At 38.9% G+C, this 26,312-nt stretch carries 22 protein-coding genes and 2 pseudogenes; 5 read left to right on the top strand and 19 right to left on the bottom strand.

Features of this window, described 5'->3' with window-relative positions:
• Positions 1-121: 121 nt before the first annotated feature.
• The 13 genes and pseudogenes from RCG23_RS13585 to RCG23_RS13525 all read right to left on the bottom strand — a co-directional run bounded on the left by RCG23_RS13585 (position 122) and on the right by RCG23_RS13525 (position 12,663).
• Entirely contained in the window at positions 122-1,504 is a 1,383-nt protein-coding gene (locus RCG23_RS13585) for an O-antigen polymerase (protein WP_308176126.1), read from the bottom strand.
• A gap of 37 nt (positions 1,505-1,541) precedes the next feature.
• Complete coding sequence (locus RCG23_RS13580) at positions 1,542-2,597, bottom strand: glycosyltransferase (protein WP_308176125.1); 1,056 nt, start codon at positions 2,595-2,597, stop codon at positions 1,542-1,544.
• 123 nt (positions 2,598-2,720) lie between these two features.
• Complete coding sequence (locus RCG23_RS13575) at positions 2,721-3,854, bottom strand: glycosyltransferase family 4 protein (protein ID WP_308176124.1); 1,134 nt, start codon at positions 3,852-3,854, stop codon at positions 2,721-2,723.
• The gene (locus RCG23_RS13570) at positions 3,854-4,816 is read right to left on the bottom strand and encodes a transketolase family protein (RefSeq protein ID WP_308176123.1); all 963 of its coding nucleotides are present in this window, start codon (positions 4,814-4,816) and stop codon (positions 3,854-3,856) included. The genes RCG23_RS13575 and RCG23_RS13570 overlap by 1 nt, the downstream gene beginning before the upstream one ends.
• Positions 4,813-5,670: a transketolase gene (locus RCG23_RS13565; protein ID WP_308176122.1), complete on the bottom strand. Its 858-nt coding sequence runs from the start codon at positions 5,668-5,670 to the stop codon at positions 4,813-4,815. Before RCG23_RS13565 ends, RCG23_RS13570 begins: the two co-directional genes overlap by 4 nt.
• Positions 5,671-5,685: 15 nt before the next feature.
• The gene (locus RCG23_RS13560; RefSeq protein ID WP_308176121.1) at positions 5,686-6,096 is read right to left on the bottom strand and encodes a sugar transferase; all 411 of its coding nucleotides are present in this window, start codon (positions 6,094-6,096) and stop codon (positions 5,686-5,688) included.
• Positions 6,065-6,334, bottom strand: coding sequence for a sugar transferase (locus RCG23_RS13555; RefSeq protein WP_308176120.1), 270 nt, complete (start codon positions 6,332-6,334; stop codon positions 6,065-6,067). The genes RCG23_RS13560 and RCG23_RS13555 overlap by 32 nt, the downstream gene beginning before the upstream one ends.
• An 11-nt stretch (positions 6,335-6,345) precedes the next feature.
• Positions 6,346-7,104 carry an SDR family NAD(P)-dependent oxidoreductase gene (locus RCG23_RS13550; RefSeq protein ID WP_308176119.1) on the bottom strand — a complete coding sequence of 253 codons (759 nt, stop codon included), beginning with the start codon at positions 7,102-7,104 and terminating at the stop codon, positions 6,346-6,348.
• Positions 7,105-7,197: 93 nt separating this feature from the next.
• Positions 7,198-8,090, bottom strand: a pseudogene (galU, locus tag RCG23_RS13545) (UTP--glucose-1-phosphate uridylyltransferase GalU).
• Between the two features lie 147 nt (positions 8,091-8,237).
• Positions 8,238-10,046, bottom strand: coding sequence for a polysaccharide biosynthesis protein (locus RCG23_RS13540; protein ID WP_308176118.1), 1,809 nt, complete (start codon positions 10,044-10,046; stop codon positions 8,238-8,240).
• Positions 10,047-10,359: 313 nt separating this feature from the next.
• Positions 10,360-11,124: a tyrosine-protein phosphatase gene (locus tag RCG23_RS13535; protein ID WP_308176117.1), complete on the bottom strand. Its 765-nt coding sequence runs from the start codon at positions 11,122-11,124 to the stop codon at positions 10,360-10,362.
• A gap of 100 nt (positions 11,125-11,224) precedes the next feature.
• Positions 11,225-11,924: pseudogene (locus tag RCG23_RS13530) on the bottom strand (CpsD/CapB family tyrosine-protein kinase).
• Positions 11,914-12,663, bottom strand: coding sequence for a YveK family protein (locus RCG23_RS13525; RefSeq protein WP_308176116.1), 750 nt, complete (start codon positions 12,661-12,663; stop codon positions 11,914-11,916). Before RCG23_RS13525 ends, RCG23_RS13530 begins: the two are co-directional and overlap by 11 nt.
• Positions 12,664-12,999: 336 nt before the next feature.
• Here RCG23_RS13525 and RCG23_RS13520 point away from each other — a divergent pair, with 336 nt between their 5' ends.
• Positions 13,000-13,917, top strand: coding sequence for a hypothetical protein (locus tag RCG23_RS13520; RefSeq protein WP_308176115.1), 918 nt, complete (start codon positions 13,000-13,002; stop codon positions 13,915-13,917).
• A 411-nt stretch (positions 13,918-14,328) separates the two neighbouring features.
• On the opposite strand, the gene RCG23_RS13515 is transcribed toward RCG23_RS13520, so the two are convergent.
• Positions 14,329-17,520, bottom strand: a complete 3,192-nt coding sequence (locus tag RCG23_RS13515; protein WP_308176114.1) for a 5'-nucleotidase C-terminal domain-containing protein — start codon at positions 17,518-17,520, stop codon at positions 14,329-14,331.
• On the bottom strand, positions 17,474-18,301 hold the full coding sequence (locus RCG23_RS13510) for a metallophosphoesterase (RefSeq protein WP_308176113.1): 828 nt from the start codon (positions 18,299-18,301) through the stop codon (positions 17,474-17,476). The genes RCG23_RS13515 and RCG23_RS13510 overlap by 47 nt, the downstream gene beginning before the upstream one ends.
• 426 nt (positions 18,302-18,727) lie before the next feature.
• Here RCG23_RS13510 and RCG23_RS13505 point away from each other — a divergent pair, with 426 nt between their 5' ends.
• Positions 18,728-19,342, top strand: coding sequence for a hypothetical protein (locus RCG23_RS13505; RefSeq protein ID WP_308176112.1), 615 nt, complete (start codon positions 18,728-18,730; stop codon positions 19,340-19,342).
• A gap of 50 nt (positions 19,343-19,392) precedes the next feature.
• Here the strand turns inward: RCG23_RS13505 and RCG23_RS13500 are convergent, their stop codons facing one another.
• From RCG23_RS13500 to RCG23_RS13485, 4 genes are all read right to left on the bottom strand, one after another.
• Complete coding sequence (locus RCG23_RS13500) at positions 19,393-19,929, bottom strand: L,D-transpeptidase (protein ID WP_308176111.1); 537 nt, start codon at positions 19,927-19,929, stop codon at positions 19,393-19,395.
• Between the two features lie 264 nt (positions 19,930-20,193).
• A complete protein-coding gene (locus tag RCG23_RS13495; protein ID WP_308176110.1) occupies positions 20,194-20,946 on the bottom strand; it encodes a hypothetical protein in 753 nt (250 codons plus the stop codon).
• Between the two features lie 152 nt (positions 20,947-21,098).
• Positions 21,099-21,818, bottom strand: a complete 720-nt coding sequence (locus RCG23_RS13490) for a hypothetical protein (RefSeq protein WP_308176109.1) — start codon at positions 21,816-21,818, stop codon at positions 21,099-21,101.
• A gap of 62 nt (positions 21,819-21,880) precedes the next feature.
• Positions 21,881-22,426, bottom strand: coding sequence for a signal peptidase I (locus RCG23_RS13485; protein ID WP_308176108.1), 546 nt, complete (start codon positions 22,424-22,426; stop codon positions 21,881-21,883).
• 337 nt (positions 22,427-22,763) lie between these two features.
• Here RCG23_RS13485 and RCG23_RS13480 point away from each other — a divergent pair, with 337 nt between their 5' ends.
• From RCG23_RS13480 to RCG23_RS13470, 3 genes are all read left to right on the top strand, one after another.
• Entirely contained in the window at positions 22,764-23,345 is a 582-nt protein-coding gene (locus RCG23_RS13480; RefSeq protein WP_308176107.1) for an immune inhibitor A domain-containing protein, read from the top strand.
• Positions 23,329-25,137, top strand: coding sequence for an immune inhibitor A domain-containing protein (locus tag RCG23_RS13475; protein WP_308176106.1), 1,809 nt, complete (start codon positions 23,329-23,331; stop codon positions 25,135-25,137). The genes RCG23_RS13480 and RCG23_RS13475 overlap by 17 nt, the downstream gene beginning before the upstream one ends.
• Before the next feature lie 672 nt (positions 25,138-25,809).
• Entirely contained in the window at positions 25,810-26,310 is a 501-nt protein-coding gene (locus RCG23_RS13470; RefSeq protein ID WP_308176105.1) for a DUF3993 domain-containing protein, read from the top strand.
• The last annotated feature ends 2 nt before the right edge of the window (positions 26,311-26,312 follow it).

Genomic DNA, 26,312 nt, shown 5'->3' with positions numbered 1-26,312 from the left:
TTGTATAGATATTTGGGATGTTGGTTTTCTAACAGAATCCATTGACGAAAAAATATTTAAAAAATAGTAAGATTTCCATGTTTCTCTATTCAGACTAGCTACTCATATATAAAAATTCATTTCAATTTTTAACTAATCTATTATACCCTTTATCATAAATAGTAAATAATACATGTCCACTAATATAAAGTAAAATAGTCAATATTGATACTCCTATAATCTTAGTATTAAAAAGGAATTCAGAAAAAAATCCTCCTCCTATACCATTTGACAATAAAAACATTACATAGATCCACCAACCCAATACTATTGGTGTTTTAGGCAATTTATAAAGTAACAGTGTGAAAAAATGTAATATAAATGCAACAATTAATGGAGCAAACAATATTCCAAGATATCCAAAATTAGCATAGGCTTCTGCAATAAAAATAGAGTTCATAACATTTGCATTCCCATTTTCAACCGCACCTGGACTTACATATGACATAACAATTCTAGATGAATCCAAAAAATCGAAGCCTAAAAATCGAAGAAAGGCAATATCTCCTCCATTAACGAAAGGATGTAATTGTGGAAAAATATATAAAGTGTTTACAAATCCAACCAATTGCCCAAAAATTATTCTACCAATAGGACCACTTTTAAAAAAGAAAGTTTCTTTATCAGTAATTATCTCTTGATTATCTTGATAAACAACCATATACATTACAATTACAAATGTGATTACTATTAATGATATATAAGTTAATTTTTTTAATGATATTTTTCCTTCGATTAAAACTTTTAATAAAACAAAGCTAAGTATATAGGTAGAGATGCCTGATTTACTCATACTGGTTCCATAAATTAACAATGAGTTTGTGAATAAGATGATGAACATTAATTTCCATTTTTTATTTGGAAACATCTTCATATAGCTATATGTTATATAGGAACATAATGGTATAAATGCATTCCCTATTGTATTTTTTATTATTAAAGATCCTGAATAATTTCTGGTGTAAATCACTCTTGCTTCTAATATATTAGTGTTTTTACCTAAGATAAAATTCAACAATGGAGAGTCTTTTAATAGATAGACCATTACTACACATGAAGTAAGTGTTATAACCCACAATGGATAATAAAGATATTTATCATTTTTAGTGAATAGGGATATCAGCGGTCTCTCTAAATATTTTATAAATGCTTCTTCTGGTTTAACTTTCCAAATTTTATTAAAAATGATAATAAATAATGGTAATGATAAAAGTACATATGATACGGATAAAAAAGTAATCAAATAATAACTATCATCTTGTACTAGATGAAGATCGGTATGAACTCTAATTCCTATATACATTAAATAAGATCCAATATAAGCCAAAAGAACTAAATTGTAGTAAAATATTAGGGACAAAGGAGTCAACCTATTTATAGATAAGGTTCCATTTGCAACTTTAAAAAAATAAAAAGACAATGCTAATATAATAAGAGAAATTATCGATACACCAATTTGTTCCACAATCTTTCTCCTTCTTAATATATAAGTTTTGAAAAAATTATATTAAACTACTTAAAAAATCTAAACGTTTTATTTCCTTATATTCATAAAAGAGATGTTCAACATCCCTTTCCCCTATACAGATATTTCTAGAGTTCTCTATGAACTCTTTGATAGATGAAATATTCGATTCTATATTACCTTCCTTATTGGGCAATTCAAATAGAAAAGGATAATTACCTTCAATAAAATCACTATCTTGATATCCAATGATTGTTGGAAGGCCATATTTTAAATATTCCCTTGTTTTTAAGGGGCAAGCCTCATTCATCCCTATCCGATGAAGTGCCAAAGTGCCAATAGCTACATCACATTTATTAATTATACTTATATATTCACTTTCCTTTAAATACCCATACTGTTTAAGGTTATTTGGCATATTCTTTAACCCATCAGTCCCCACAATATGAAAATCAAACTCAGGCAATTGATTTGCTAGGCTTATTATTTTATCTAGACCATGCCAAGATTGATTTGGAGAGCCTAAAAAAATAACTTGATATCTTACATTTCTATTCCAATTTTGTTCTGGTTTCCTACTAATATAATGGGAATTTATTCCGTTGGGTATTGTTATAGTGGGTTTATTATATTTTATTAATTTCTTCTTTAATTCATTAGTAACACAAATAAATCCTTTGGCATTATTCATTAAAAAGTTTCTTGTTAGTAAATGATGCTTTCTAGCTAGGAAGGGCATATGAATTTTACTTTCCTCAACATCATCTGAATTTATTTCTATAACAGTTGGATATGTTTTAAGCATTTTATAGAATGTATTACTATAGGGATATGTTCTAAAATAAATAATGTCCGGCTTCCAATTGTTTATTGGGACTATACCAGAAGTATTTAATACAAATTGAATGCGACTTCGATATTTAATTATTTCAAACTCTATCTCCTCAAACATTGGGTTTATACCTTTATTTGAATAGTTGAATAATTTTACACTATGGCCACTATTAACCCAATATTTTATTTGATTAAGTACTTTTTTAGAAACACCATGTTCTTTATCTAAACCTTCAGCTACAACATAGGCAATTTTCATAATATATCTCCATAATTATGTTGAATTAATTAAAGTTATTCATTCAAGATTTCGATTTGATTATAAATACAAATAACTCTTCCTCTAACTAGTTCTTTCAATCAAAAGGTAATCTTAGCGGTTTTATTTCTTACAATTTTCTTGGTTTTTTAAAAGTTCCATTTCATTAACTAATATATTATTTATCATATTACCATCATATTTCTGTTTACATATTTCCCAGCTTTTACTACCCATATTCTCTCTTAATTCACTATCTTTGATTAATAATTCCATTTTTTCTGCCAAAAGATTTGGGTTATGGGTAGGTACTAAATAACCATTTTCACCATTAATAACAGTATCTCTACATCCAACATTGTCCGTTGTAATTATAGGCCTCCCCATAGCCATTGATTCGACTATTGACCGAGGCAATCCTTCTCTATAATATGAAGGTAAAACGAATACTGATGAATTTTCTATATGTGGTCTTACGTCACTTGCCTCTCCTAAATAACAAACTGTTTTTTGATCAACATAAGCTTGGAATATTTTTTTAGGAATAGTATCTTCTTTATTATCAAAGCCTCCCAATATATTAAACTGCACATCTGGATAGGTTTTTTTTATGATTTTTGCCGCCTCGCAATAATCAATTACTCCTTTAGAATAAACTAATCTTGCTATAATTAAGAATATAGGTTTCTTCGGAAGCGTAGCCCTTTTATACTTCTCAAGATCAACACCTATCCCAGGAATTACAACAGCTTTTCTTTCTTCTAACAAATTCATCTTTGTAAGATCTTTCAAATCATCTTGATTCAATAAAAATACTTTTTTACTAACTTTAAAACTTAAAGCATATAGCCTTTTAATAATGAATTGTAATAAAAGTTTTTTATTAGTAAACGGTTCGGTAAATACTCCACCTAGCCCCTCAACCATAGCATAAAAGTTTTTTGTTCTTGTTAAAAGTGATGCTAACGATCCAAACACAATAGGTTTTACTGTGTAGCCAAAGACTAAATCAATCTTGTATTTTTTGATAACGCTAATAATTCTCATTAAATATCTAACATTTTGTAAGATTCCTAAACCCTGTTTATCAATTTCTGCTATTTCTAACTTTATATTCATTTTATCTAATTCTGGTTTTACTTTAGAATCCGGAGCAATTGCAATAACCTCGTGTCCTAATGAAATGATTTTCCTTAACAAATCTCCTCTAAAGTTAATCAAAGAACCAGAGTGATGCGAAACAATTAATATTCTCATTACTGACTCCGTTTCCTATTAGTAAATCTAGAGCTGTTTTTTAAATTATTTAATTTACCAAGAGTTGTTTTCACTATTTTGTCAGCAGACATGCCATAAAAATCTCTTAGATATTGTTGTGATCCTACAATAGATGAATATGTGTCATTAAGACCTATTTTAAGCAATTGTGCTACCGGCGCCCTTTCAGCCATTACTTCTGCTACTGCACTTCCAAATCCACCGATAATGTTATGTTCTTCAATGGTAACAATCAACTCAAAGTTGTCAGCGCATTCTTCTATAGTTTCTCTATCAATTGGCTTAACAGTTGGAAATGTATATAAAGCAGGTTTTATCCCTTCCTTATTTAAAATTTCACTTGCTTTAATTGCTTCATCAAAAATAGCACCAGTTGAAAAAATTGCTACTTTCTCCCCGCCTTTTATCTTAATGGCCTTTCCGATTTGAAAATAATCCAACTTATCATGAATACGCTTTTCTCCACCTCTACCTAATCTTAAATAGCAAGTTCCTTTATTCTCATAAATTGCTCGTGTTGCAAATTCTGCTTCTACTAAATCCCCTGGCGCTAATACTTTAACATCAGGTAGTGCCCTCATTATTGCTAAATCCTCAGTCGCATGATGGCTCATTCCAAGAGATCCATATACGAATCCTCCACCTACACAAATAATCTTTACATTAGCATTATGATAAGCACAATCATTTCTAATTTGCTCTATAGCACGCAAAGTAGGGAAATTTCCAATTGAGTAAGTAAATACGGTTTTTCCTTCAAGTGCTAAACCAGCAGCAAAACTTGTCATATTTTGTTCTGCAATTCCCGCGTTCGTAAATTGATCGGGTAACTGTTCCCAAAATGGTTTTAAGACACCAAATCCCAAATCACCAGTAATAAGGTGTACATTCTTATCTTTTTTTGCAATATCTATTAAGGTGTTAACAAATGTATCCCTCATACTTTTTGTTCCTCCAAATCATAAATATCCACAGTACCTTTTGGCATCTGCTCTTTTAATTCAGCAATAGCCGAATCGTATTCTTCGCCTTCATGAGGGAATCTATAATGCCAAAGTATATTGTACTCCATAAAAGATATTCCTTTTCCCTTTATAGTATTTGCAATAATGACGGTCGGCTTGTTATCTGAAGAAATTGCCTCTTTATAGGCATTTCTTAAACTATCATGATTATGGCCGTCAATATCAATTACATTCCAACCAAAAGCCTTCCATTTATCTGCAAACGGTGCAAGTGTCATTGTATTTTCACAAAAGTCAAGACTTTGCATTTTATTGTGATCTATGATTGCAACTAAGTTATTTAGTTTATAGTGGTTTGCCATTAAAGCTGCTTCCCAAACTGAACCTTCATCGCATTCTCCATCCCCTAATATAGCAAATACATTATGTTTTTTCTTATCTTTTTTTGCACCGTAAGCCATACCTGCAGCCACCGATAGTCCATGACCAAGAGAACCAGTAGAGAATTCAACACCAGGAACACCTTTATGAGAGACGTGGCCAGAAAGTCTACTCCCATCGGCATAGTGAGTTTTTAATTCTTCTGTACCAAAAAAGCCCTTTTCCGCAAGCGCAGCATATATTGCCGCACCAGCATGGCCCTTGCTTAAAATAATTCTGTCTCTGTCTTGCATTTTCGGGTTTTTTGGATTAACACTCGCAATATCGTTATAAAGTACAGCAATAATATCTGCTACAGATAAAATAGATCCTATATGGGAACCTTTTGAAATATGAGTCATTTCTACCCCGTGACGCCTAATTTTCCAGGCTAATTGTTCGCTTATCAAAACTACACTCCCTCTCTACCTTCTATCTTCCAAAGAGGTAGCAATTTGTGCTATCTCCATAGGTAATTTTTCCGAATGTGAAATAACTTTATAAACTGTCCATAGAATAATCTTTATATCACTAAAAAAAGAATTATTATTTCTATAATATAGTTGCAGTTGAAGCTTCAATGGTCTTATATACTTCAAATAAGCTTCATCAGGGTCCTTTGCCTTTGTGAATATTTCAAATTGATCAAAATTAGTAATCGATGCCCAGTCTGTAATACCAGGTTTCAAATCAAGAATTCTTTTCTCTTGTTCTGTATACATATTAACATAATGCTGAAGTTCAGGGCGTGGGCCAACAAATGACATGTCTCCAATTAATACATTAATAAGTTGTGGCAGTTCATCAACTTTTGTATTTCTTAAGATGCTGGCCAATTGGGGTTATGCGATCATCATTGTCTCCAACATTCCACTTTCCTTTACCTTCAGCATCTTTAATCATAGAACGAAACTTATATATCCTAAAGGGATTACCATGTTGCCCTACTCTAACACCTCTAAAGAAAACTCCTCCAGGCGAAGTTGTAGCAACAATGACTGCTATGATAATAAATAATGGTGATAAAGTTATTAAACCTACTAAACTAAAAATTATATCAAATACTCTCTTCAATGAATTCACCTCTACATATTTGCCCCGTCAACTGGTACAAGTGCAGCTTGCATAAAAGAAGCTTGCTCACTTGCCATAAAAAGGACCACATCAGCTATCTCTTTAGTAGTTCCAAATCGGTTCGCAGCCTGATGATGGCTTAAAAAATCCTCACAACGAGCTGGATCTTCAACAGTGAATTTATCCCAATAACTCCCTGGAAAAGCGACCGCTCCAGGCATTACAGCAGACATAACAACACCTGTTGGAGCAATTGTGCGACCTACAGTTGTAACATAAGCATTTAGAAATGCTTTTGCTGAAGCATACAACGGGTTTCCGCGTAACATTTCAGCTGATATTGATGAAATATGTATTACCCTACCCCATCCTTTATTTATCATTGGCTGAATCAATACATTATTCATATCTATGGCAACACCAGCATTGAATTTCCATGCGTGTTTCCATTCATCTAAAGTTCCTAGCGCGTTCCTGCTTACCAGTGATCCTCCTACATTATGAACCACTATATCAAAAATACCTCTATCTTCTATTAATCTTCTTGCCAACTGATTAGCATCACTTTCCATAATATCTGAAACATAGTATGCATGGTCTATATCCACAGCCTGTTTCATTTCAGCTTCTAATTCAATCAATAATTCTTCACTACGGGCTATCGTGGTAACCCTCGCTCCCTCCTCTGCAAATCCAATAGCAATACTTTTGCCAATTCCTTTGCTTGCTCCAACTACAAGTACATTCTTACCACTTATACCTAGATTCATTTTGAACCTCCACTATTTTTATGGTTATTTTATTATTAAGTAAACACTTATCCTGAACTCTTTTGATTCAAATAATAAGCCTTGTTAAATCATTTAAGTTTTCATGTTATTTAAAACTTTCACTTGCTCCATAACTTCGTCAAGATATGCTAGTAAGTCTGACCTCAAATCCTTATCTTGTAAAGCAAACTCAACCGTTGTCTTCACAAACCCAATTTTCTCCCCAACATCATATCGTTTGCCCTCAAAATCATACGCAAACACCCGTTGAATCTGATTCAATTTCTGTATTGCATCGGTTAGTTGAATCTCTCCACCTGCACCAGTTTCCTGTTGCTCTAGGAACATAAAAATTTCAGGTGTAAGTATATAACGACCCATGATGGCAAGACTGGAAGGTGCAGTGCCTAATTTTGGTTTTTCCACAAAGTTGTTTACTTGATACCGTCTGCCATCTTGTTTAGAAGGATCAATAATACCATAACGATTGGTTTCTTCATCCGGAACAGTTTGAACCCCTATTACTGATGAGTGAGTTTCTTCATATATATTTATCAGTTGCCTTAAACAAGGAGTTTCACTTTGAACGATATCATCACCTAATTAGCGAAAGGCTCATCGCCAATAAAATTACGTGCACACCAAACTGCATGACCTAGACCCTTTGGTTCTTTCTGACGAATATAGTGGATATCTGCCAGGTTTGTTGAATACTGTACCTTATCTAGTAAATCCAATTTACCTTTTTCCGCTAAATTCTGTTCGAGTTCATGAGCAAAATCAAAGTGATCCTCGATTGCTCGTTTACCTTTACCGGTCACGATAATGATATCTTCAATTCCCGATGCAATTGCTTCTTCAACAATATATTGAATAGTTGGTTTATCAACGATTGGTAGCATTTCTTTCGGCATTGCTTTAGTAGCTGGAAGGAACCTCGTTCCAAGACCTGCTGCAGGAATAATGGCTTTTCGTACTTTCTTCATTTTCTCACCCTCAAATTTATTTATATAACTAAAAACCAAACAAAAAGTGTCCGAATAACATCGAACACCTTTTATCATTTCTGATATCTAATCACCTATTTTAATCTCTGTTCTAAATGTAAAAATCTTTTTTAACTATTATTTACGTTAAACAGCGGCAGTTATATTAATTCTATTATTCGCTAAATCTAACAGTCTATTTTTTATCTCAACTTCATTTATCGTTTCAAAATCAATCATAAAATTAAGCAATATCTTTTCGTCTATCAAAGCTGCCTTCCCAATATGTATCTTAGGAAATACCTGCTTTTTATGAATTTCATTTTCATTCAGCAATTCTTCATACATTTTCTCTCCAGGACGAATTCCTGTGTAGTTGATTCCAATTTCTTCTATTGTATATCCAGATAGCTTGATGAGATTTTTGGCAAGATCGACAATTTTAACAGGCTCACCCATATCAAGGACAAATATCTCTCCTCCACGTGCTAATGAACCGGCTTGGATAACTAGTCGGGAAGCCTCTGGGATTGTCATAAAGTACCTAGTCATTTCAGGATGTGTTACCGTAACTGGTCCACCAGCCTGGATTTGCTTTTTAAACAATGGAATCACACTGCCACGGCTGCCTAGTACATTCCCAAACCGAACCGCAACAAACTTCGTTGTACTATGCAACGACAAATGCTGGATAATCATTTCCGCAAATCTCTTCGTTGCCCCCATGACATTTGGAGGATTTACTGCTTTATCGGAAGAGATCATAACAAATGTATTAACACCAAACGTATCCGCTGCATCAGCAACGTTCTTCGTTCCAAAAATATTATTCTTAACTGCTTCTCTCGGATTATATTCCATTAATGGAACATGCTTATGTGCTGCTGCATGATACACTACAAACGGTTTGTGCTGTTCCATCACTTCAAACATTCTCTCTCGATCCTGAATATCTCCGATGACTGGAACAATTTCTATTTCCTGCTGGTACTTCTTACGCAGCTCCATATCAATCTGGTAGATGCTGTTTTCGCCGTGACCGACTAGCACAATTTTAGAAGGATTAAACGTGCAAATTTGACGGCAGATTTCCGAACCAATTGAGCCTCCTGCCCCTGTGACCATGACTGTTTTGCCCGTTACATATTCTGAAATACTCGTAATATCCAGTTCCACCGGCTCCCTGCCAAGCAAGTCCTCAACCTGCACCTCACGGAATTGATTGACGGATACTTTCCCAGTCATTAAATCCTCAAGCATAGGCATAATTTGCGTTTTTACCTTTGTCTTTGAACATTCTTCAAAAATCAAGTTTAACTCGCATTGCTTCAGGGAAGGTATAGCAATGATGATATTATCAATCTTTAATTTTGTTACTGCTTCCTGGATTGAACTTTTATTTCCGAACACAGGAATATTCAGAAATTGCAGTTTGTATTTTTTCGGATCATCATCAATAAACGCAACTGGCAGCAGCTCTGCATCCGGACTTTTTTTCAATTGTCGCGCCACCATTAATCCGGCTGACCCTGCTCCGATAATGAGAGCCCTCTTTTTTGTCGATTTTGGTTGAATATAGGTATCTCTGAACATTCTCCATATAAAACGGGTTCCCCCGATTAAAATCACATAAAGCATCCACGTGCTGACTAAGGCTCTGTCATATACTACATCATTCATTAATACCTGGAATAAAGCAGTCGTTAGTACTGAAAGAGTTACCGCTTTTACAATCGCAATTAATTCCCCAATACTCGCATACTCCCATGCCTTATTATATAGATGATAGAGACTCGCATAAACGTGATGGCTAATAAGCAATATAGCCGCACTCAGGCGTAGACTATCTGTAATTTTGACCATTGGATGGAGCGGTCCGTAGCTTAGGTATAAAGCCGTTAAAACTAATATGGAATCTAATAGTGCTAAAAGTGCCAGTCTTGATCGGTAGGCCACTTCAATATTCCCCCTTGATTTCTTCTTTACTTCATTTATTTCTTTTCCGTACTAAAGCACGTCGGTCAAAAAAATAAATACCTAATGGAAAAGCACATGTCTTTACACATGTTTTTTCATTAGATATTTATCTGATTTATTAATGAAATGGGCATCTAACCCGTCCTCACACCCTGCTAGTGACGACACGCGTCTAAGGAATGTTACTTCGTTCCCACAGCAGGGCCGAGTGCCTTCATATATAACGGATAGAAGACGTCGCCGGTCAGGTTGTTCCCCTGACACTGATGTATATAGTGATTGGTTTGTATGGTTAAAATAAATTGAGGAATTTCTTCTTTTTGATCCGGTCCGGGGCTTCCTTGTACAAATTCTTGCCCTCTACCACAAGGACTGCATTTTCCATAAACATGAACTCCGTGTCGCGTCCGAATTTTGAACGAATGACTTCGTACGCATCAATCATTTTGAATGAACGATTCGTCGTGTTATGAGCATCGGATGCAATAAAATGTGTCAGGTTGGCTTCGATCAGCTGCAGCGAAAAGCTTTTGATCTTCTTGCCAAAGCCGCCGGCGACACTTGCGGCTGTCACCTGAGTAAGCGCGCCTTTTTTCACAAGCTGATACAGCTTGTCCGGATTTTCAATGATTTCCTGGTTCCGTTCTGGATGCACAATGACGGGGATAATACCCTTTAGCTGCAGATCAAAAAACAGCTGCTCGGCATAACGAGGTACATTTGCGGACGGAAACTCAACCAGCAAGTAAGGCGAATGGGAGACGGAGAGAAGCTCACCGGAGTCCATTCCTTCTGCCATTTCGCCAAAGATGCGTGTTTCCTGTCCGGGAAGAATGGTTAAATCTATGTTTTCCTGCTTTAAATGCTTATTCAGCTCTTCTACTTTTTCTAGGATGATCTGTTTTGGATTCGTATAGAACCCGTTCAGATGGTGGGGGGTTGCGACAATCGTCCGAATGCCTTCTGCGACAGCACTTTTTGCCATATTTAAACTATCAGTCAAATCTTTAGCTCCATCATCTATTCCATGTAAAATATGACAATGCAAATCTATCATTCGACCCACTCTTTTCCTAAAAATTGCTATTTTCCTATGACTTTTTTAATACTACCATGGGTAAAGATGACCGTAAAGGGGGTGTTTTTGTCGAAACCTGTCACTTTCCACCATAATAATAATAGTAGCTGGATTTTTCTACTTTTTTGTTGTTTAACACCACGCCAAGCAGCCTGCTTTTAGCTGCCATTAGCAATTCTTTGGACTTTAATACCTGGTCTGTCTCTGATTTACCGCTGTACACAACCAAGATTGTTCCGTCACACTGATTCGATAGGATTTGCGGATCGGCCACAGCAAGCAACGGCGGTGTATCCAGGATGACCATATCGAATATCTCTGTTGCTTCTTTTAACAGCTGTTCCATTGACTGTGAGCTTAACAGCTCCGTCGGGTTCGGAGGAATCGGCGACTTGTTAAGATATAGAGATCTTTTTCTTCTGTATCGACAACCGCTTTTTCAAGCGTCATTTGCTTTGTGAGCACAGTCGTCAAACCGGAAGTGTTTTGTACATTGAAGGTATAATGGACAGTCGGCTTCCTAAGGTCAGCGTCTACAAGCAGTACCTTTTTTCCCTGCTGTGCAAATACAACCGCAAGATTTGCTGCTGTCGTCGATTTTCCTTCTGCCGGCTGGATGAAGTGACCATAATTGATTGAATGTTCTCATCGACAGCAGAGTACTGGATATTCGTCCGGATCGTCCGGTACTGCTCAGAAATTGGAGACTTCGGATCAAACGTCGTAATTAGCTTTCTGCGATTACTTGAAGTATTATTCTTATTTTTCTTAAGACCCAACCGACTCACCTCTTACCTCTGACTTACGCGCCATCCGGCGTGCCTGCATTTCTTCCATCTTGATTTCATCGATGACCGGGATTACACCCAGAATCGGAAGGCCAAGCGTTCTTTCAACGTCCTGTTCATTTTTAATCGTGTTATCAAAATACTCTAATAGGAAGGCAAGCCCAACACCGGCCATCAGTCCCACTACAAGCGCAATGGCGATATTAAGAAGCGGCCTTGGCTTAATTGGGTCTGGATTTTCTCCGACATTTGCGTTTGCCAGAATGCTCACGTTATCAACATTCATGATTTTTACGATTTCTGATTGGAAAACATCTGCGATCTTATTGGCGATTTCAGCTGCCTGGTCTGGATTCTTGTCCTCTACAGAGACATTTACGACCTGCGAGTCCTTTTCACTGGCTACTGTAATTTTTTCATTTAATTCCTTTGTCGTCATATTTAAATCCAGCTCACTGATTACTTTATCCAGGATTGCCGGGCTTTTCATGATGACATTGTACGTGTTGATTAATTGAAGGTTTGTTTGTACTTCATTGTAATTGTATAAAGCCTGATCATTTTTCGACTGATTGACCAGAATTTGTGTCGATGCTTGGTAAATCGGGGTTAGGAAATAAAAACTGACTATTCCGCTGACAAGAACGGCTAATATCGTCGTGGTCAGGATTAATAATATTCTTTTTCTCAAAGTTGCCAATAACTCTTTAAGGCTTATCGTCTCTTCCATTAGATCCTCCTATTAATATATGAATAAAAACAACTTGTATTATATCACAGAAAACTGTCAAACTATGGTTTTTTTAGGAAATTAATTTATAGCGTTACATTGATTCTTTACTCTATTAAACACTATTCTGGTCGGATTTTGAAGGTTTTTCGTGAATTGGAAAAAATTATGATGTTTGAATATTTTATTAGTAATTCTTAGAGTAGTATTAAAAATAGATTAGAATTATTTGTAATTTTTGGTATAATTAGAAAATAGAGTTATAACTTGATTGAAGGGAGAGTTCTGCATCTATCTATCGTTTTTAAATCAGTGGAGATCCAGGGGGACAAGTCTATGAAAATCAGAAAAATAGTTACCGCTTTATTTGCATTTCTTCTTATTTTTTCATCATTTTCGTATTCAGCTTTTGCGGCAGATAACACGAAGGCGATTGATGTACTGTTAAAGGGGGCGGAAAAGCAGGCTGCACCGATTACGAAGCAAGTGAATATCAGCAGCCCTAGCGCCATTAAAGCCATCAACACAAAAGCGATCACAGGCTTAGCTTCAGCAAACGATAAAGTGAAGAAGCTGATGAAGGGCTATAAAGGAAAACAAAAGGCTGCGTTTGATAAACGAGTGAAAGCCATTGATCTCGCTCTTAGCCAGGCGAAGATCTTCAATTCTACTATTATTAATGGTGAAATACTGGCGAGAGACTACAGTACCTTTAAGAAGGGGTTCACTGCCTCTCCATTCTCCTCAGAAAAAGCCTATGTGGCATTGAAAAAGAAAAGCGATCAATTTACAAAGGATTTAGCTAAACTTGCCTTTAATAAAAGCCGTGTTGCCTTCAGTAACAAGTATCAAACAACCTTCGTTGCTGCCCAAGAAAATATGGAGAGCTTTTTCGGAGTGAACAAACGTATCGATTCTTTTTTTGCCTTCACCCTGTCACATGAGGATACAGAGGTATGGGATGAATTTTATGCGATTGGCGATGCGGTTGTAGATGAAATCGCAGATCCAAAGCTATCCACTCTCCTTTCAGGCAAGTGGGAAGCCGCTTATCAGAAGAATTTTATCGCGCCCGAGAAGGATGCGATTGAACAACACCTTAAAAGCTTTGTCGCGGCTTATAACGCACGTGATGTTGTCGCAATGGCAGATCTTTACCCATTAAACGAGGAACAGAAAGGAGTTTATCGAAGCCTTAAAAGCAAAATTTGCTGCATTGCCTGCAACTTCAATAATCGAAATTACCAAAATTGAAATTGAATTTGTCTACAATGACGAAGCATCCGTTAATATGACTGCCAAAGAAAATGGGTCCGAAGACGAGGGAAATCTTACGATGATCAAGGTTGACGGAAAATGGTTCATCAATGGCGGAAAAGACACTACTGAATAAGAATCTAACAGCCTGCTTCTATTTGGAGCGGGTTGTTTTTATTTTGTGGTGGAAACTGAGACAGTTGTTTCGAATTAAAGCTATGACTCTTCCGACAAGGGGTTGTTACGGGTTTTGGGAACATAATCGTGTTGCACACACAATAAGTAAAACCTATTTAGATGTGTTTTAAGCTATCATAGCGAGGCAGCCAGTGCTGCACTTATATGAAACCTTTAGCAAAAAAAGGAGGCGCTATTCAGCGCCTCCTTCCTTTTGCATCGATTTCCTTCTTATTGGTTAGCTTGTTCAAGCTTCGCTTTAGAAGGTGTTTCGTATTTGATGTTTGTCTTCATGTTTGTGATGAACAGGCCTGCTCCAAGTCCGTACTGGCCGCCGTGTGCTCCTACATAGTTGTAAACGCGGAATACTTGGCCTGGCTTAAGAACACGTACAAGAACGAGCTTGCCGTTTTCATTCTTCCACAGGTTGATTGATTTTGTAACAGTGATCATACCAATCTGACCTGGCTTCAATACTGTGCCTTTCCAATATACCGGACCTGCTGGCGTTGGCTCTGGCTCTGGAGTAGGCTCCGGAGTTGGCGTTGGCGTCGGTGTTGGTACTGGCACCGGTGTTGGAGTCGGTGTCGGTGTTGGCGTTGGCGTTGGCACCGGTGTTGGAACTGGTGTTGGAACTGGTGTCGGGCTGTCTACTACTCTAGTAGATCTTCCTTCGTATTTCGCGCTCACTGAATGCTTGAATTTAATATAGTCGATCAAGCCTTGAAGGTCTGTTGGGCCGACTAGTTTGTTTGTAGCAGTCTTCAAGCTTCCAAAACCGTCTCCACCATCAGCCATAAAGTTATTTACAGTGATTGTGTAAGATTTTGTTTCATTAATCTTTGAGCCATCTGGAAGGATGATTTCTTTAATCTTTTGTCCCCATGGCTTTGAATCATCCCAGAAATACTTGAATCCGGAAATGTAAACAAATTTTGTTCTTGCACCAACTGCATTTGGATCTTTCGGGAACTGTTCATTTAACATCTGGCGTAATTGCGCGCCTGTAACAGTAAGCTTTACAAGATCGTTGCCAAAAGGCTGGATTGTGAACAATTGGCCCCATGTGATATTGCCTGGATTCGCAAGCTCATTGCGCACTCCGCCGGAATTAACCGCAGCAAAATCAGTGTTCATTTCCCACTTCATTGCATCTGCGATTAGGTTACCCATTGCAGATTCGCCGTGTGGATTTTCAACTTTTAGGATTGGAGCAGTTGCTGTTCCAACCACTTCATTCATAATTGGAGCTACTTGTGTTAACGCATCTTGAACAATCGCATTTACTGCAGGGTCAGGAGTCACACCTTCATTGAAAGTAGTAACAATTTCACCTTGCTTCTTCACGATATCGTGTGTGATTGGATCAATTTCAAGATCTACATCCGAGAATGCAGTACCGTAAGAGTAAGATTGTAGTAAAAGCTTTCCGTTAACCATTGCATTCATGTAAGCATGGTTATGTCCGCCAAAGATAACGTCTACTTCACTATCGGTTCTGTTCGCGATATCTGCTAATACGTCAGTTGCACCTGTACCGTCTGTTTTAGATGTTCCAGGATCATGGGCTAAGACGACAATGGATTTAACACCTTTAGCCTTTAGCTCAGCCGCATATTTGTTGATTGCTTCTACTTCATCCGTGAATACAACATCCTGCACTGCGGATGGAATAACCACACTTGGAGTATCTTTTAATGCGATACCGATAAAGCCGATTTTTTCTCCGCCTACATTTTTGATTACATACGGATCAAATAATAGGTCTCCTGTTGCTTTATCCTTTAAGTTTGCCACAACATATTTCATTGTTGAACCTTCAAACGGAACATTTCCCGTTTTCGGGTGTGGTCCACCGTAGATTAAGCGTTTCATTTCTGTTACGCCTTCATCAAATTCATGGTTACCAACAGTTCCTACATCGAAACCAAGGCTGTTTAGCACACGGATTGTCGGCTCGTCTTGAAGAAGTGCAGATTCCGGAGCACTCGCTCCAACCATGTCACCAGCTTGAACCATTAATGTATTATTAGGGTTTGTTGCTTCGCGCTGTCTTAGGTAAGTCGCAAGGTACGCTGCTTTACCAACAGGCTTTTTCACACCATTAACTGTAACCGTACCTTGAGTGTTTAATTGGCCATGGAAATCGTTGATTCCAAGCAATTGAACGTGTACGTTTTGGTCTAAAGAATATTGCTCAAAATTATCAGCTATTGCACCAACATCTTTCACATCCGGAGTAGATGTTAAGACATTCTTTGCAGCAGGAGATGATTTGAATGTTAATGTTTTTGCCACTCCGCCTACAGGAGCAATCTTCCAGTTAAAATCTGCTGAAGGATTTACTACTTTTTTCGCTTTGATGTAATCCATCAAAATCTGGCGGTTTTCAAACGGAGAATCAACCACGACAGTTGCATGTCCGCCCCTTGTACCAGGGAAGTTTCCGCCGCCACTTGCACGGTAGTTATTCGTTGCAACGATGAATTTTTGTGCAGGATCAATCGCATTGCCATCCATGTCTGTGAAGTTGATAATCCGGTGTGCATCCGCGTTGGCTACATCACCCGTTACAATGTTGTATCTTGCAGGTTTCGTAACATCCACCTGATATTTCACTCCGTCAATGACGTCGAAATTGTAAGGCTGGAAGCTATAGTTAATTAATTCCTGCGGATTCGCATTAGCCGGATCAATCTGATTAAATTGCGATGCAGACATCTCCAACCATTCTTTTACTTCTGCGCCCGTTAATTCAACCGCTTTTAGCGTATTGTTATACAGATAAAGGTCATTCGCGCTCTTAATTGAAAGGTCGCCTTTTACAATATTTGTATAATCTCCTGATCCTTGGCGTCCAGCCTTGAATGGAGCCCCTGCTGATATAACAGGAATATCCGCTAATTCTGGCTTGTTTGTTTGAATCCAGTTTTTCACATAATCCGTTTGTGCGTTATTCACAATTTGGATCGTTGGATCGTCCATTACGCGTGAGAAATAGCTGTGCATTGGTGCAGTTGTTTCGCCAATTTTCCCGCGTACATAGGCAAGAGTTCCATCATGTTCAGGTTTCACTTCGTTCACGATATCAGTATCTGCGACAGTTGTAGCAGTTACAGCGCGGTTAACTGATTGTGAAGCAGCTTTGTCCGCTTTCCACGTTCCATCTGCTTGCTGAACAAGTGCTAAATCAAGAACACCAAGGTTATTTCCCCAGAATCCAGCTTCTACTGCAGGAGTTCCGTTGATTGTTCCTTTTGTGTTATCCAGTCCTGGAAGATCCGGATTGCTTAAATTACTACCCTGGTGGAATTCCTTTCCTCCTGGGAAGTTATAATGGGCATGTCCGAAAAGAAGAGCATCAATGCCATCTACCTTACTCAATGAAAAAACAGCATTTTCTGCATCCTGCTGGCCTTTCATTCGTTACGTCACAGCCCGAGTGCGCAATCGCAACGATAACTTGTGCTCCATTAGCTTTCATTTCTGCAACGTATTTATTAGCCGTTTGAACAATATCTTTTACGATAACTTTACCTTCAAGATTGTCTTTATCCCACTGCAGGATTTGCGGTGGTGCGAAGCCTACCACACCAACCTTAACCGTTTGTGTGTTTCCAGCATTGTCTTTAAAGGTTTTGTCGATGATTTTATAAGGTGTGAAATAGTTCTGGTCATTTGTTGGATCATTATCATGATCGTCAACATAAATATTTGCATTCAAGAACGGGTATGGAACATTTTTCAATGCTGTATTCAGATATGGCAAACCATAGTTGAATTCATGGTTACCCGGAATACCTGCATCATAGTGTAACTTTGCCATTGCTCTGAACATTGGGTGGACATCCGTATCCGTTAGGCCACGGACTTTTGCCACATAATCTGCCATTGGGTTACCCTGAAGCAAATCACCGGCATCAAACAGCATGGAGTTGCTTGCATCAACCTCTGAACGAGCCTGTTGAATCAAGCTTGCTGTCTTGGAAAGACCATAATTGATATTATTGCCTGTATCCTGGTAGTAATCGTATGCCATAACATTGTCGTGAAGATCTGTCGTTTCCAGGATACGCAGCTTTGCTGTATTCCCGGAGTTTGCATCCGCTTTCGCATGGAACGATCCAATAGGTGATACAAGGGTACTAAACAGTACAGCAGTCGCAGTTAACCTGCTAATTTTACCGAAATTCTTTTTCTTCATTCGGCTTTACACCTGTCCTTTTCTTAGTTTTAAGAATCCCACAATCCCCAAAAGATGGTAACTCACTTTGATGTATGTAGCCGTTTAGAGTCGAGACTCTCATACGCTGAGCTTTTATGACATATTTCTACAAAATAGTAAAATAGTAATCTATTACTCCCTACATTTGTAACCTATGACAAAAAAGCCCACCTAATCATTATATAATAAAATAGTTAGTAACGGAAGATTCTTCTGATAAATTTAAAAACTCTTAACAATAATTCACTTTTTTTTAACTAGTACAAATTAACTAGCAGATTTTGGTGACAGGCACCTTCCAATTTATTGGAAGGTGCCTGTCACCTGTAAACTTCGGTGCACAGATACGGGAAAATGAAGTAAACTTAAAAGAAGAAGATATAAATAGAAGAAAGGGGTAATTTCATGAAAATGATTATTGGTTTTACAGATAAATTTGGTAGGTATGATAAAAGGATTCTTCTCGTCGCTATTTCTATTTCCATCATGCTGATTTCTGCTGCCTGTTCTCACAATCAAGCAACACCAAATAATATAGAAAAAGACAAGCAGCAGGCTGCCCAAAAGAAAGCAGCGCCGACAGCAAAAATGGACGAAACTCAAACTAAAAAAGCTACGCCTGACAATGTAAGAAGCGCTGTCTACGAACAGCTTGGACTCCCCCCGGAAAAAGGCGCACAAAAAATTACCGATGTCGTTATCGATCATGGTGACCATATCATCATAAACTTTACCCCTGATGCGAACGCAAATGAGAGTTTACTGCCCTATACCATCCAACAGGATATTGCCAATATATTATGGGGGATAAAAAAGGGCCATTTCATGGTAAAAAGCGTTGAATTGATTTCAAACCAATCACAAGCCGATCAATCCGGCAATAGTGTTCAAAAGAAAATTTTAGATGTTACCTACCTCAATGAATCCATTAATAAAACAGACTTTGAAAGTATGAACACGGACAATCTGCTCTCAATGGCTGACAACGTCACTTATATCGATCCCGTCCTTCACAAATAGTTTTTAATAAGAAGAAAAGCAGAAATCCTTTAAGGGACTTCTGCTTTTTTCTATTTTTTCGCAACTGTCACCTTTAAATACGGTTTCGCGATAGCGGTGAGTGTGCTTTTGGAAGTGACGATCACTACCTTCGCCTTGGTTTGAATTTTTGCAAATAGCTCCTGCACATCCTTGTTGTGCATACGGATGCAGCCACCGGAAATATGTTTGCCAATCGAGCTTTCGTTGTTTGTTCCATGGATGCCGTAAGGGTACGATCCGTGTTCACTGGCACTGAGACCCATCCAGCGGTTGCCCAATGGATTTCTCGGATCGCCGCCTTTGATGTGCAGCTTATAATATGGGCGGTTCACAATTTTTTCGCGGACGTAAAAGCTGCCCTCAGGTGTAAGCTTTGGCGTTCTTCCGGTTGCGACCGGATACGTTTTTATTAACTTGCCGTTTTCAAAGAAAGCGAGCTGGTTTGTTTGTTTATTAATCACAATCAGCTGATCCTTCGTTGTTGCCGCATAGCTCCCTTGTGGCCATACTAATAGCCCCAACCCCATCACCAGCGCCACAATCACCGCCATTAATCGTCTCTTCATTCTTCCCTATTCCCCTTTTGTTTTTCGTTTTTTTATATTTTATATGACGTACTAAAATGGAAAATGTTACAAGATTTTGCACCTGATTTGAATCTGGTTTGGTGCCGGGTACTTCCTCTCATGTAACTCCCTATATATTCCACACATTAAACTGTTTCCCTTTTATTTTTAGGTATATTTTACCTAAAATGAAATATTTGTTTACCCGGACAACGCAATACATCCTGGTTCCATGAAAAACCAGGATGTATTTAATGAAATATTCTATTGCTGCGGCAACTCCACTTTTGTGTTTTCCTCCTGCTTGCTGTCCTCTTTATCATTCTCTTTTACTACCGGTTCCTCCTGAGCAGGTGTCACCTGGGACGGTTCTTCTACACTTGGTTGATCAGGAGCCGGACTTTTGGTATCTTCATTGGAAGTTTTCTGGGAGGTGCCTGTCACCGTATCGGTCGTCGCTTTTTCCGGCTCCGCTTTATCGCTTGTACTTTCATCTTTCTTAGGAGGATCGGCTGGCTGCTTCATTTTGTCTTTGTCTACGGCTACTGTGTAGGTTTCATCTACAAAGTAATTGAAGGCTTTGATTTTGTATTCAATATGATCAAGGCTGCATTTATTATTCAGCTTCGTGATTTCGTCGGGATTGGTTGTTACTGACTTGCCGGGATTCAGGTGTTTGGATACCAGGACTTTATCGCCTTTATTTGTGGCGACGGCGACTGTAACCGTGGTTTCTAATTCAGAAATATTTTTTATCGTTATGGAGTTCGAAATGGTGCAGTTTTTACGATAATCAACATCAGATGCCTCGATTTTTAACAGGTCAGAGGTTGTGGCTGTTTGGATTGTGCCGGAAGCATTGGTTTCAGACGTAAACCATGCAAATGTACCGGGAGTTGCAGCTAGGGCACCTGCCATATAATAGAACAAAGAAAAAATGAGTGCAGAGCTTAATGCGGTGTACTTTATGTACCCTTTACGCCTATGACTTTGGAATTTCCTTAACCTGTTGTACATCTTATTCTCTCCTTTCTATGTAAAACGCAAGCGCCATGCTCACCCGACAGGCGCAGGAGCTCGACACTGTTCTCAGTGAAGAAGTTTTATTATCGATTAATGATGGAGGCAGCCGGAAAAATCGACTGCCTCCCATTCGTGCATCGTGGTTTTTATTTGTCGTACTTTGATCCGAAATCGGTTTGTTTTGCCTGGACTTGCAGGTTACCATCGTATTTCGCACCTTGATATTCATTTCCTGCATTATCATCCATCTTCACATCAAACGCGATACTGATATACTCGTCTGATTTTAATGTAAAGAATTCATCATTTCCGATCTTATATTTCTTCGTTCCATCTGCATTTACAGCTGTCCTTACAGCCGCCGCAGCCTGGACATCATCAAGCGTCGCTTCGCCTGTCACGACTTGTACGCCAGCCGGAAGAGTGGAAACCTGTCCATTTTTCGCCATTGCATTAGGGTTAAAGTTTCCATTGAAGAAGCCTTTTTCCCACTGTATTCTCCAGTCCAGCAGCTCGTCCTGTGTCGGCATCGTTTTTGATTTGAACGCGATATACATGATTTTATAAGGAGTTGCAGGTGCTTTATCGACACTTGCATTATAGGTAAGCTTTAGAGTTTGATCCAGATCGCCTGTGTTATCAAGAGTAACCATATTACCCCAGATTACTTGTGAAGGTGCAAAGCGTGCACCATCAAAAAGCTTCGTTGTGATTGTTTGGCCATTGTTAACGGATAATGTACCGTTTTGGATGCTGCCGGCAGCCTGTGTTGAGGATGTGAACCAGGAATATGTACCATACCCTGCACTTACTACTAATGCCCCAGCCATTGATGTTGCCAATAATGCCTTTTTAATGTTCTTCATTCTTCCATTCCTCCTGAATTGATTTTATATATAAATTTTTGTAAAACCCCTATTAATAGAAACTACGCTTTTGTGACTGCCTCATTTTCCCGTTTGTCCAATGCGGCCAGCACTCTTTGGTACACTTCGATCAAAACGAGTAAAAAGAGCGGCAGGATAATAAATAGTCCAAAACCGATTTTGCTGGATACGAATTTCGAAATATAGCCAGCTTTAGGGATTGTCAAGGCTACCTCGCCCACCAGGCTATCCGGCTTTACGAGCCAATTGTCTTTTACATTATTGTTATCACCCTTTGTCAGAAAACCTTCCTTTGTGACCCGGAGCACACGGTGCGTGACAATCCGATCATCGGAAACTTTAAAGGAGATAATGTCACCTTTTTTTATACTGCTATAATCGTTCTGTTTAACGAACACCATGTCCCCTGCACTGATATTCGGGAGCATGCTGTTGGTCAGTACCGTCATGGGCTTATATCCAAAGAATGTTGGAATCTCATTTGGATTTTGTTTGGCTTCCTGTGTGACGAATACTAAAAAGCCAATACACCCCAGAACAAGTACGGTAAATAGATAGGAAATCACTTTTCGCCACTGCGCGTTCAATATATCACTCCTTTTGTACTTTATAGTGAACATCCACATGACAAATTTACTAGATTTTCTTTTAATAGTCAACGTTATTGAGAACAGTTTCGTTCGTTAAAATACGACAAATTCTATGTTTTCCTCTAGTGAAAATCAGCACATTCTACTATGCATTATTTTTTAAAAATGCTAAGAAAGCCTTGATATGGCTGGTTTCATAGGTATTAAGCGTTGATATATTATGAAAATAATAGGCCGTTGGACCTGTCGGGATTTGATGAGCAACTCTTCTATTATTAGTAAAATTTTTAGAATATTATGAGATTGTAACAAATAATTATGAGGGGGTTTTTCATTGAACAAATTTTTTAAATCAGGTTTAACGTCTGTCGTAGTTGCAGGCACCTTATTTACGGGATTCCCTGGGAACTTTGGCGGTTCGGCGACAGTCGATCATGCGCTCAAAGTAAAAGCCCAGACCCAATCACACAGCTCATTGGATTTAGCATTAGTAAATGATGAAAAGTTAATTGCCTTGCTAATTAAGCAGGGGAAAGTTGCGGCGAATGCGTCTGACGCAACCAAGCAAAAAGCACTAAAGGATTATATTGCATTAAAAGGGAAGGAACTAGGATCGGATCAGCAAAACGACCCGCTTGCAGCGAAGGTAAAAGCAGCAGATGCTGATAAACATAATACATTCAATGCCTTTACTGAAAATCATAATAACGGAAAGCTGCAGGGCAGCAAAACTCACCCTAATCCGGTATCAGAATCTCCGTCACCTGGAGTGGTGAAAAGCGGAAAGCTGCTCACACTGATGGTGGAGTACTCTGATTTACCACACAACAATATCAAGCCGAATGAAACGGACAACTATTATCCTGATTACACCCCGCAGCATTACGAGGATATGATTTTTGGCGGAATGGGGTGAAAGGCCGAACGGGGAAAACTTCGTATCACAAAAGCAATATTATGAACAGCAATCAGGCGGCACATATACCGTAAACGGGCAGGCATACGGCTGGTTAAAAGTCCCGGGCACTGCAGCCTATTATGGCTCTGACAAGGCTACCGGCGGGCATGATAATGTAACACCTGGGGGATCCAAGCAGTTAGTTAAAGATACTTATGCTGCTGCAAAAGCGGCAGGAATACCATTACAGGATTACGATTTAGAAGATCCGCATGATTTGGATGGAGACGGAAACTTCTGGGAGCCGGATGGCTTAGTTGACCACCTCCAAATCATCCACTCCGGAATGGGACAGGAAGCCGGCGGCGGCTCACTTGGTGACAATGCGATCTGGTCACACCGTTCAGCTGTTTTTTACGATCCAGATGGATTAGGTAAAGGCTTACCAGGTTTCTACGATTACACGATGATGCCTGAAGACGGAGCAACTGGCGTGTTCGCTCATGAGTACGGCGACGACTTAGGCCTGCCGGATGAGTATGATACCCTCTACTCCGGTGCTGGCGAGCCAATTGAATATTGGTCCATTATGTCTTCCGGTTCATGGGCTGGAAAAATCCCTGGTACAGAGCCAAGCGGCTTCTCACCATGGGCAAAGTCTTACTTCCAGACTACTTTGGGCGGAAAATGGACGAATCCAACCGTTGTAAACCTTAGCGATTTAAACAAAAATGGCACGACCTTCTTCCTTGATCAGGCAAACTCGCCAAATGGGCAGAACCATCAAGCCATCCAGGTGAATTTGCCGCAAAAGAAAACGCTAATGAACAAACCGGCTGGTGGCAGCTACGAATATTGGGGCGGCCAGCAGGATGAATCTGATACAAACATGGTAACGGATGTTGATTTAACTGGAAAATCAGCAGCAGAGTTAACCTTTGATGCATGGTATGACACGGAAGAGCAGTGGGATTTTGGATTTGTCCAGGTCTCAACGGATAACGGCGCTACTTGGAAGTCATTAGGGAATGACCACACACGAAGCGACGTGGTTCCTGAAGGCTATCCGTCCATCCTGAACTCAATGCCAGGATTTACAGGAAGTTCTAACGGCTGGCAGGCTCAAAAATTTGATTTATCCGCCTATGCAGGAAAACAAATCAAATTGCGCATACGTTATGCGACCGACTGGGGCACATCGTATACAGGCTTCTTTGCCGATAATATCAAGGTTGTTGCCGATGGCCAAACGCTTGTCACTGACAACGCTGAAGGCGCTTCTCCATTTACTTTAAATGGGTTCCAGCAGTCTGACGGCAACAAATACACAGACCACTACTATCTATTGGAATGGCGCAGCCACAATGGCGTAGATGCAGGTCTTGGCCATATCCGACGTGGAAACTCCTTGATGAGCTATGATGGTGGTTTAGTAGTTTGGTATGTTGATAATAGCTATAATGAAAACTGGACTGGTATCCATCCTGGTCAAGGATTCCTCGGAGTCGTTGACGCCCACGATGATACAAACCTTATGTGGAACATAGGCGTTGAAGCCGCCAGCCGATACCATGTAGCGGACGCTGCCTTCAACTTCCTGCCTACATCTGGTTTGAACTTGATCTATTCAACCGGCCAGGCATTAAATTTCCCGAAACAGAATGGTGTATCAGTATTCGCCGACAACAAGGATTACAACAATATGTACCTGCCGGATGCCGGACGAAACCTTAGCTACTACGGCTTAAAGGTAAACGTCAACGATCAATCACTCGATAAATCCGTCGGATCAGTAACTCTATTTAAATAAATAGATGTGGTGACATGTCGTGACTAGATGCGGTGACAGGCACCTTCCAATTTTCTGGGAGGTGCCTGTCACTTTTTTGTTTGGTTGGAATCTATTTGGGTGGTGCCTGTTACAAGTGTAGGTTACTGTACCTGAGCCAGATGGGTTTTTTAATTGGATTGGGATAGGGTCAGAAAAATAAAGATTTTTGATTTTGGTGGGTAAATCACTGAATTGGGTCGGTATTTTTCCATATTCGGTGGGTAATTGAACCAAAGCGGTGGGTAAAACGAAAATCCCCTCTATTTAAGTGACCTGAGCCAGGCTAACACCTGGCTTTTTAATAGGAACAGATCAGGGTCAGAATACGAAAAACGGGTATTCCCTTTTAATTGACGGGTAAATGTAAAAACTAGACGGGTATTTTCTATATTTGACGGGTAAATGAACCCAAACGACGGGTAAACTGAAATTCCCCATCTTTTAGATACCTGAGCCAGGCTTCGGCCTGGCTTTTTATTTGGAGTAGACTCGTAACTTAATAATGGGAATTGTTTCATATTGTGTATTTTGTGTTAGATGAGGATTAGTTTAGGTTATATACATACTATCAATGAAAATACATAGTTTAAGAATATTATCGAGGGCTAGAAAATAGTATTTACAACTAGAGAAAGATTGGAGGATTTCTTCATGAAAAATAGATTAGGTATGTTAACAGCATTTTTACTAGTATTCACTTTTATTTCTGCCACAAGTGCTTCGGCGGCGGAGCCTGGGCGAAGCGAGGTTCGAGTTTTGGTTAAAAACGCTGCAGCTTCTCAATATAAGCTTACGAACTGGAAACCTTATTCCCAAACCGCTGTAAGCAGCACCTTAAGAAGTTCTTTTACGAATGGATTTATTGATCAATTCTTCCGTGAGAGAATGGCGACCTACGGAACGGGAAAAAGCGGACTTCTATATAAGGCGATTCCACCGACCGATAATATGGCGATGATCCTAACCTCTTTCAGCTGGAATAGCGATACAAAAGTACGCTACTCAAGGTCTGGCCAGTACAAATATATTAAAGTCTCCGAATATATAAAAGATGAAATGAAAAGCAATCACAACTACACGGTTACATTAATTAAAAGAATAGACTCTGCACAGGGCTACAAGATTCTATCGATTGACCGACAATACGAATAAAA

Origin of the sequence: Neobacillus sp. PS3-34 (assembly GCF_030915465.1) — a bacterium.
Classification (GTDB): domain Bacteria; phylum Bacillota; class Bacilli; order Bacillales; family Cytobacillaceae; genus Neobacillus_A.
The sequence above is the reverse complement of the archived record's forward strand: the minus strand, read 5'-3'. Positions and strand labels throughout refer to the sequence as shown.

What these genes read in the sequence shown, in the direction of transcription:
- RCG23_RS13550 (WP_308176119.1), bottom strand. Translation starts at nt 7,104, where the DNA reads ATGAATCTAGGTATAAGTGGTAAGAATGTACTTGTAGTTGGAGCAAGC.
- RCG23_RS13515 (WP_308176114.1), bottom strand. Translation starts at nt 17,520, where the DNA reads ATGAAAGGCCAGCAGGATGCAGAAAATGCTGTTTTTTCATTGAGTAAG.
- RCG23_RS13510 (WP_308176113.1), bottom strand. Translation starts at nt 18,301, where the DNA reads ATGAAGAAAAAGAATTTCGGTAAAATTAGCAGGTTAACTGCGACTGCT.
- RCG23_RS13525 (WP_308176116.1), bottom strand. Translation starts at nt 12,663, where the DNA reads ATGGAAGAGACGATAAGCCTTAAAGAGTTATTGGCAACTTTGAGAAAA.
- RCG23_RS13500 (WP_308176111.1), bottom strand. Translation starts at nt 19,929, where the DNA reads ATGAAGAGACGATTAATGGCGGTGATTGTGGCGCTGGTGATGGGGTTG.
- RCG23_RS13535 (WP_308176117.1), bottom strand. Translation starts at nt 11,124, where the DNA reads ATGATAGATTTGCATTGTCATATTTTACATGGAATAGATGATGGAGCT.
- RCG23_RS13495 (WP_308176110.1), bottom strand. Translation starts at nt 20,946, where the DNA reads ATGTACAACAGGTTAAGGAAATTCCAAAGTCATAGGCGTAAAGGGTAC.
- RCG23_RS13490 (WP_308176109.1), bottom strand. Translation starts at nt 21,818, where the DNA reads ATGAAGAACATTAAAAAGGCATTATTGGCAACATCAATGGCTGGGGCA.
- RCG23_RS13520 (WP_308176115.1), top strand. Translation starts at nt 13,000, where the DNA reads ATGAAAATCAGAAAAATAGTTACCGCTTTATTTGCATTTCTTCTTATT.
- RCG23_RS13470 (WP_308176105.1), top strand. Translation starts at nt 25,810, where the DNA reads ATGAAAAATAGATTAGGTATGTTAACAGCATTTTTACTAGTATTCACT.
- RCG23_RS13570 (WP_308176123.1), bottom strand. Translation starts at nt 4,816, where the DNA reads ATGAGGGATACATTTGTTAACACCTTAATAGATATTGCAAAAAAAGAT.
- RCG23_RS13580 (WP_308176125.1), bottom strand. Translation starts at nt 2,597, where the DNA reads ATGAAAATTGCCTATGTTGTAGCTGAAGGTTTAGATAAAGAACATGGT.
- RCG23_RS13505 (WP_308176112.1), top strand. Translation starts at nt 18,728, where the DNA reads ATGAAAATGATTATTGGTTTTACAGATAAATTTGGTAGGTATGATAAA.
- RCG23_RS13575 (WP_308176124.1), bottom strand. Translation starts at nt 3,854, where the DNA reads ATGAGAATATTAATTGTTTCGCATCACTCTGGTTCTTTGATTAACTTT.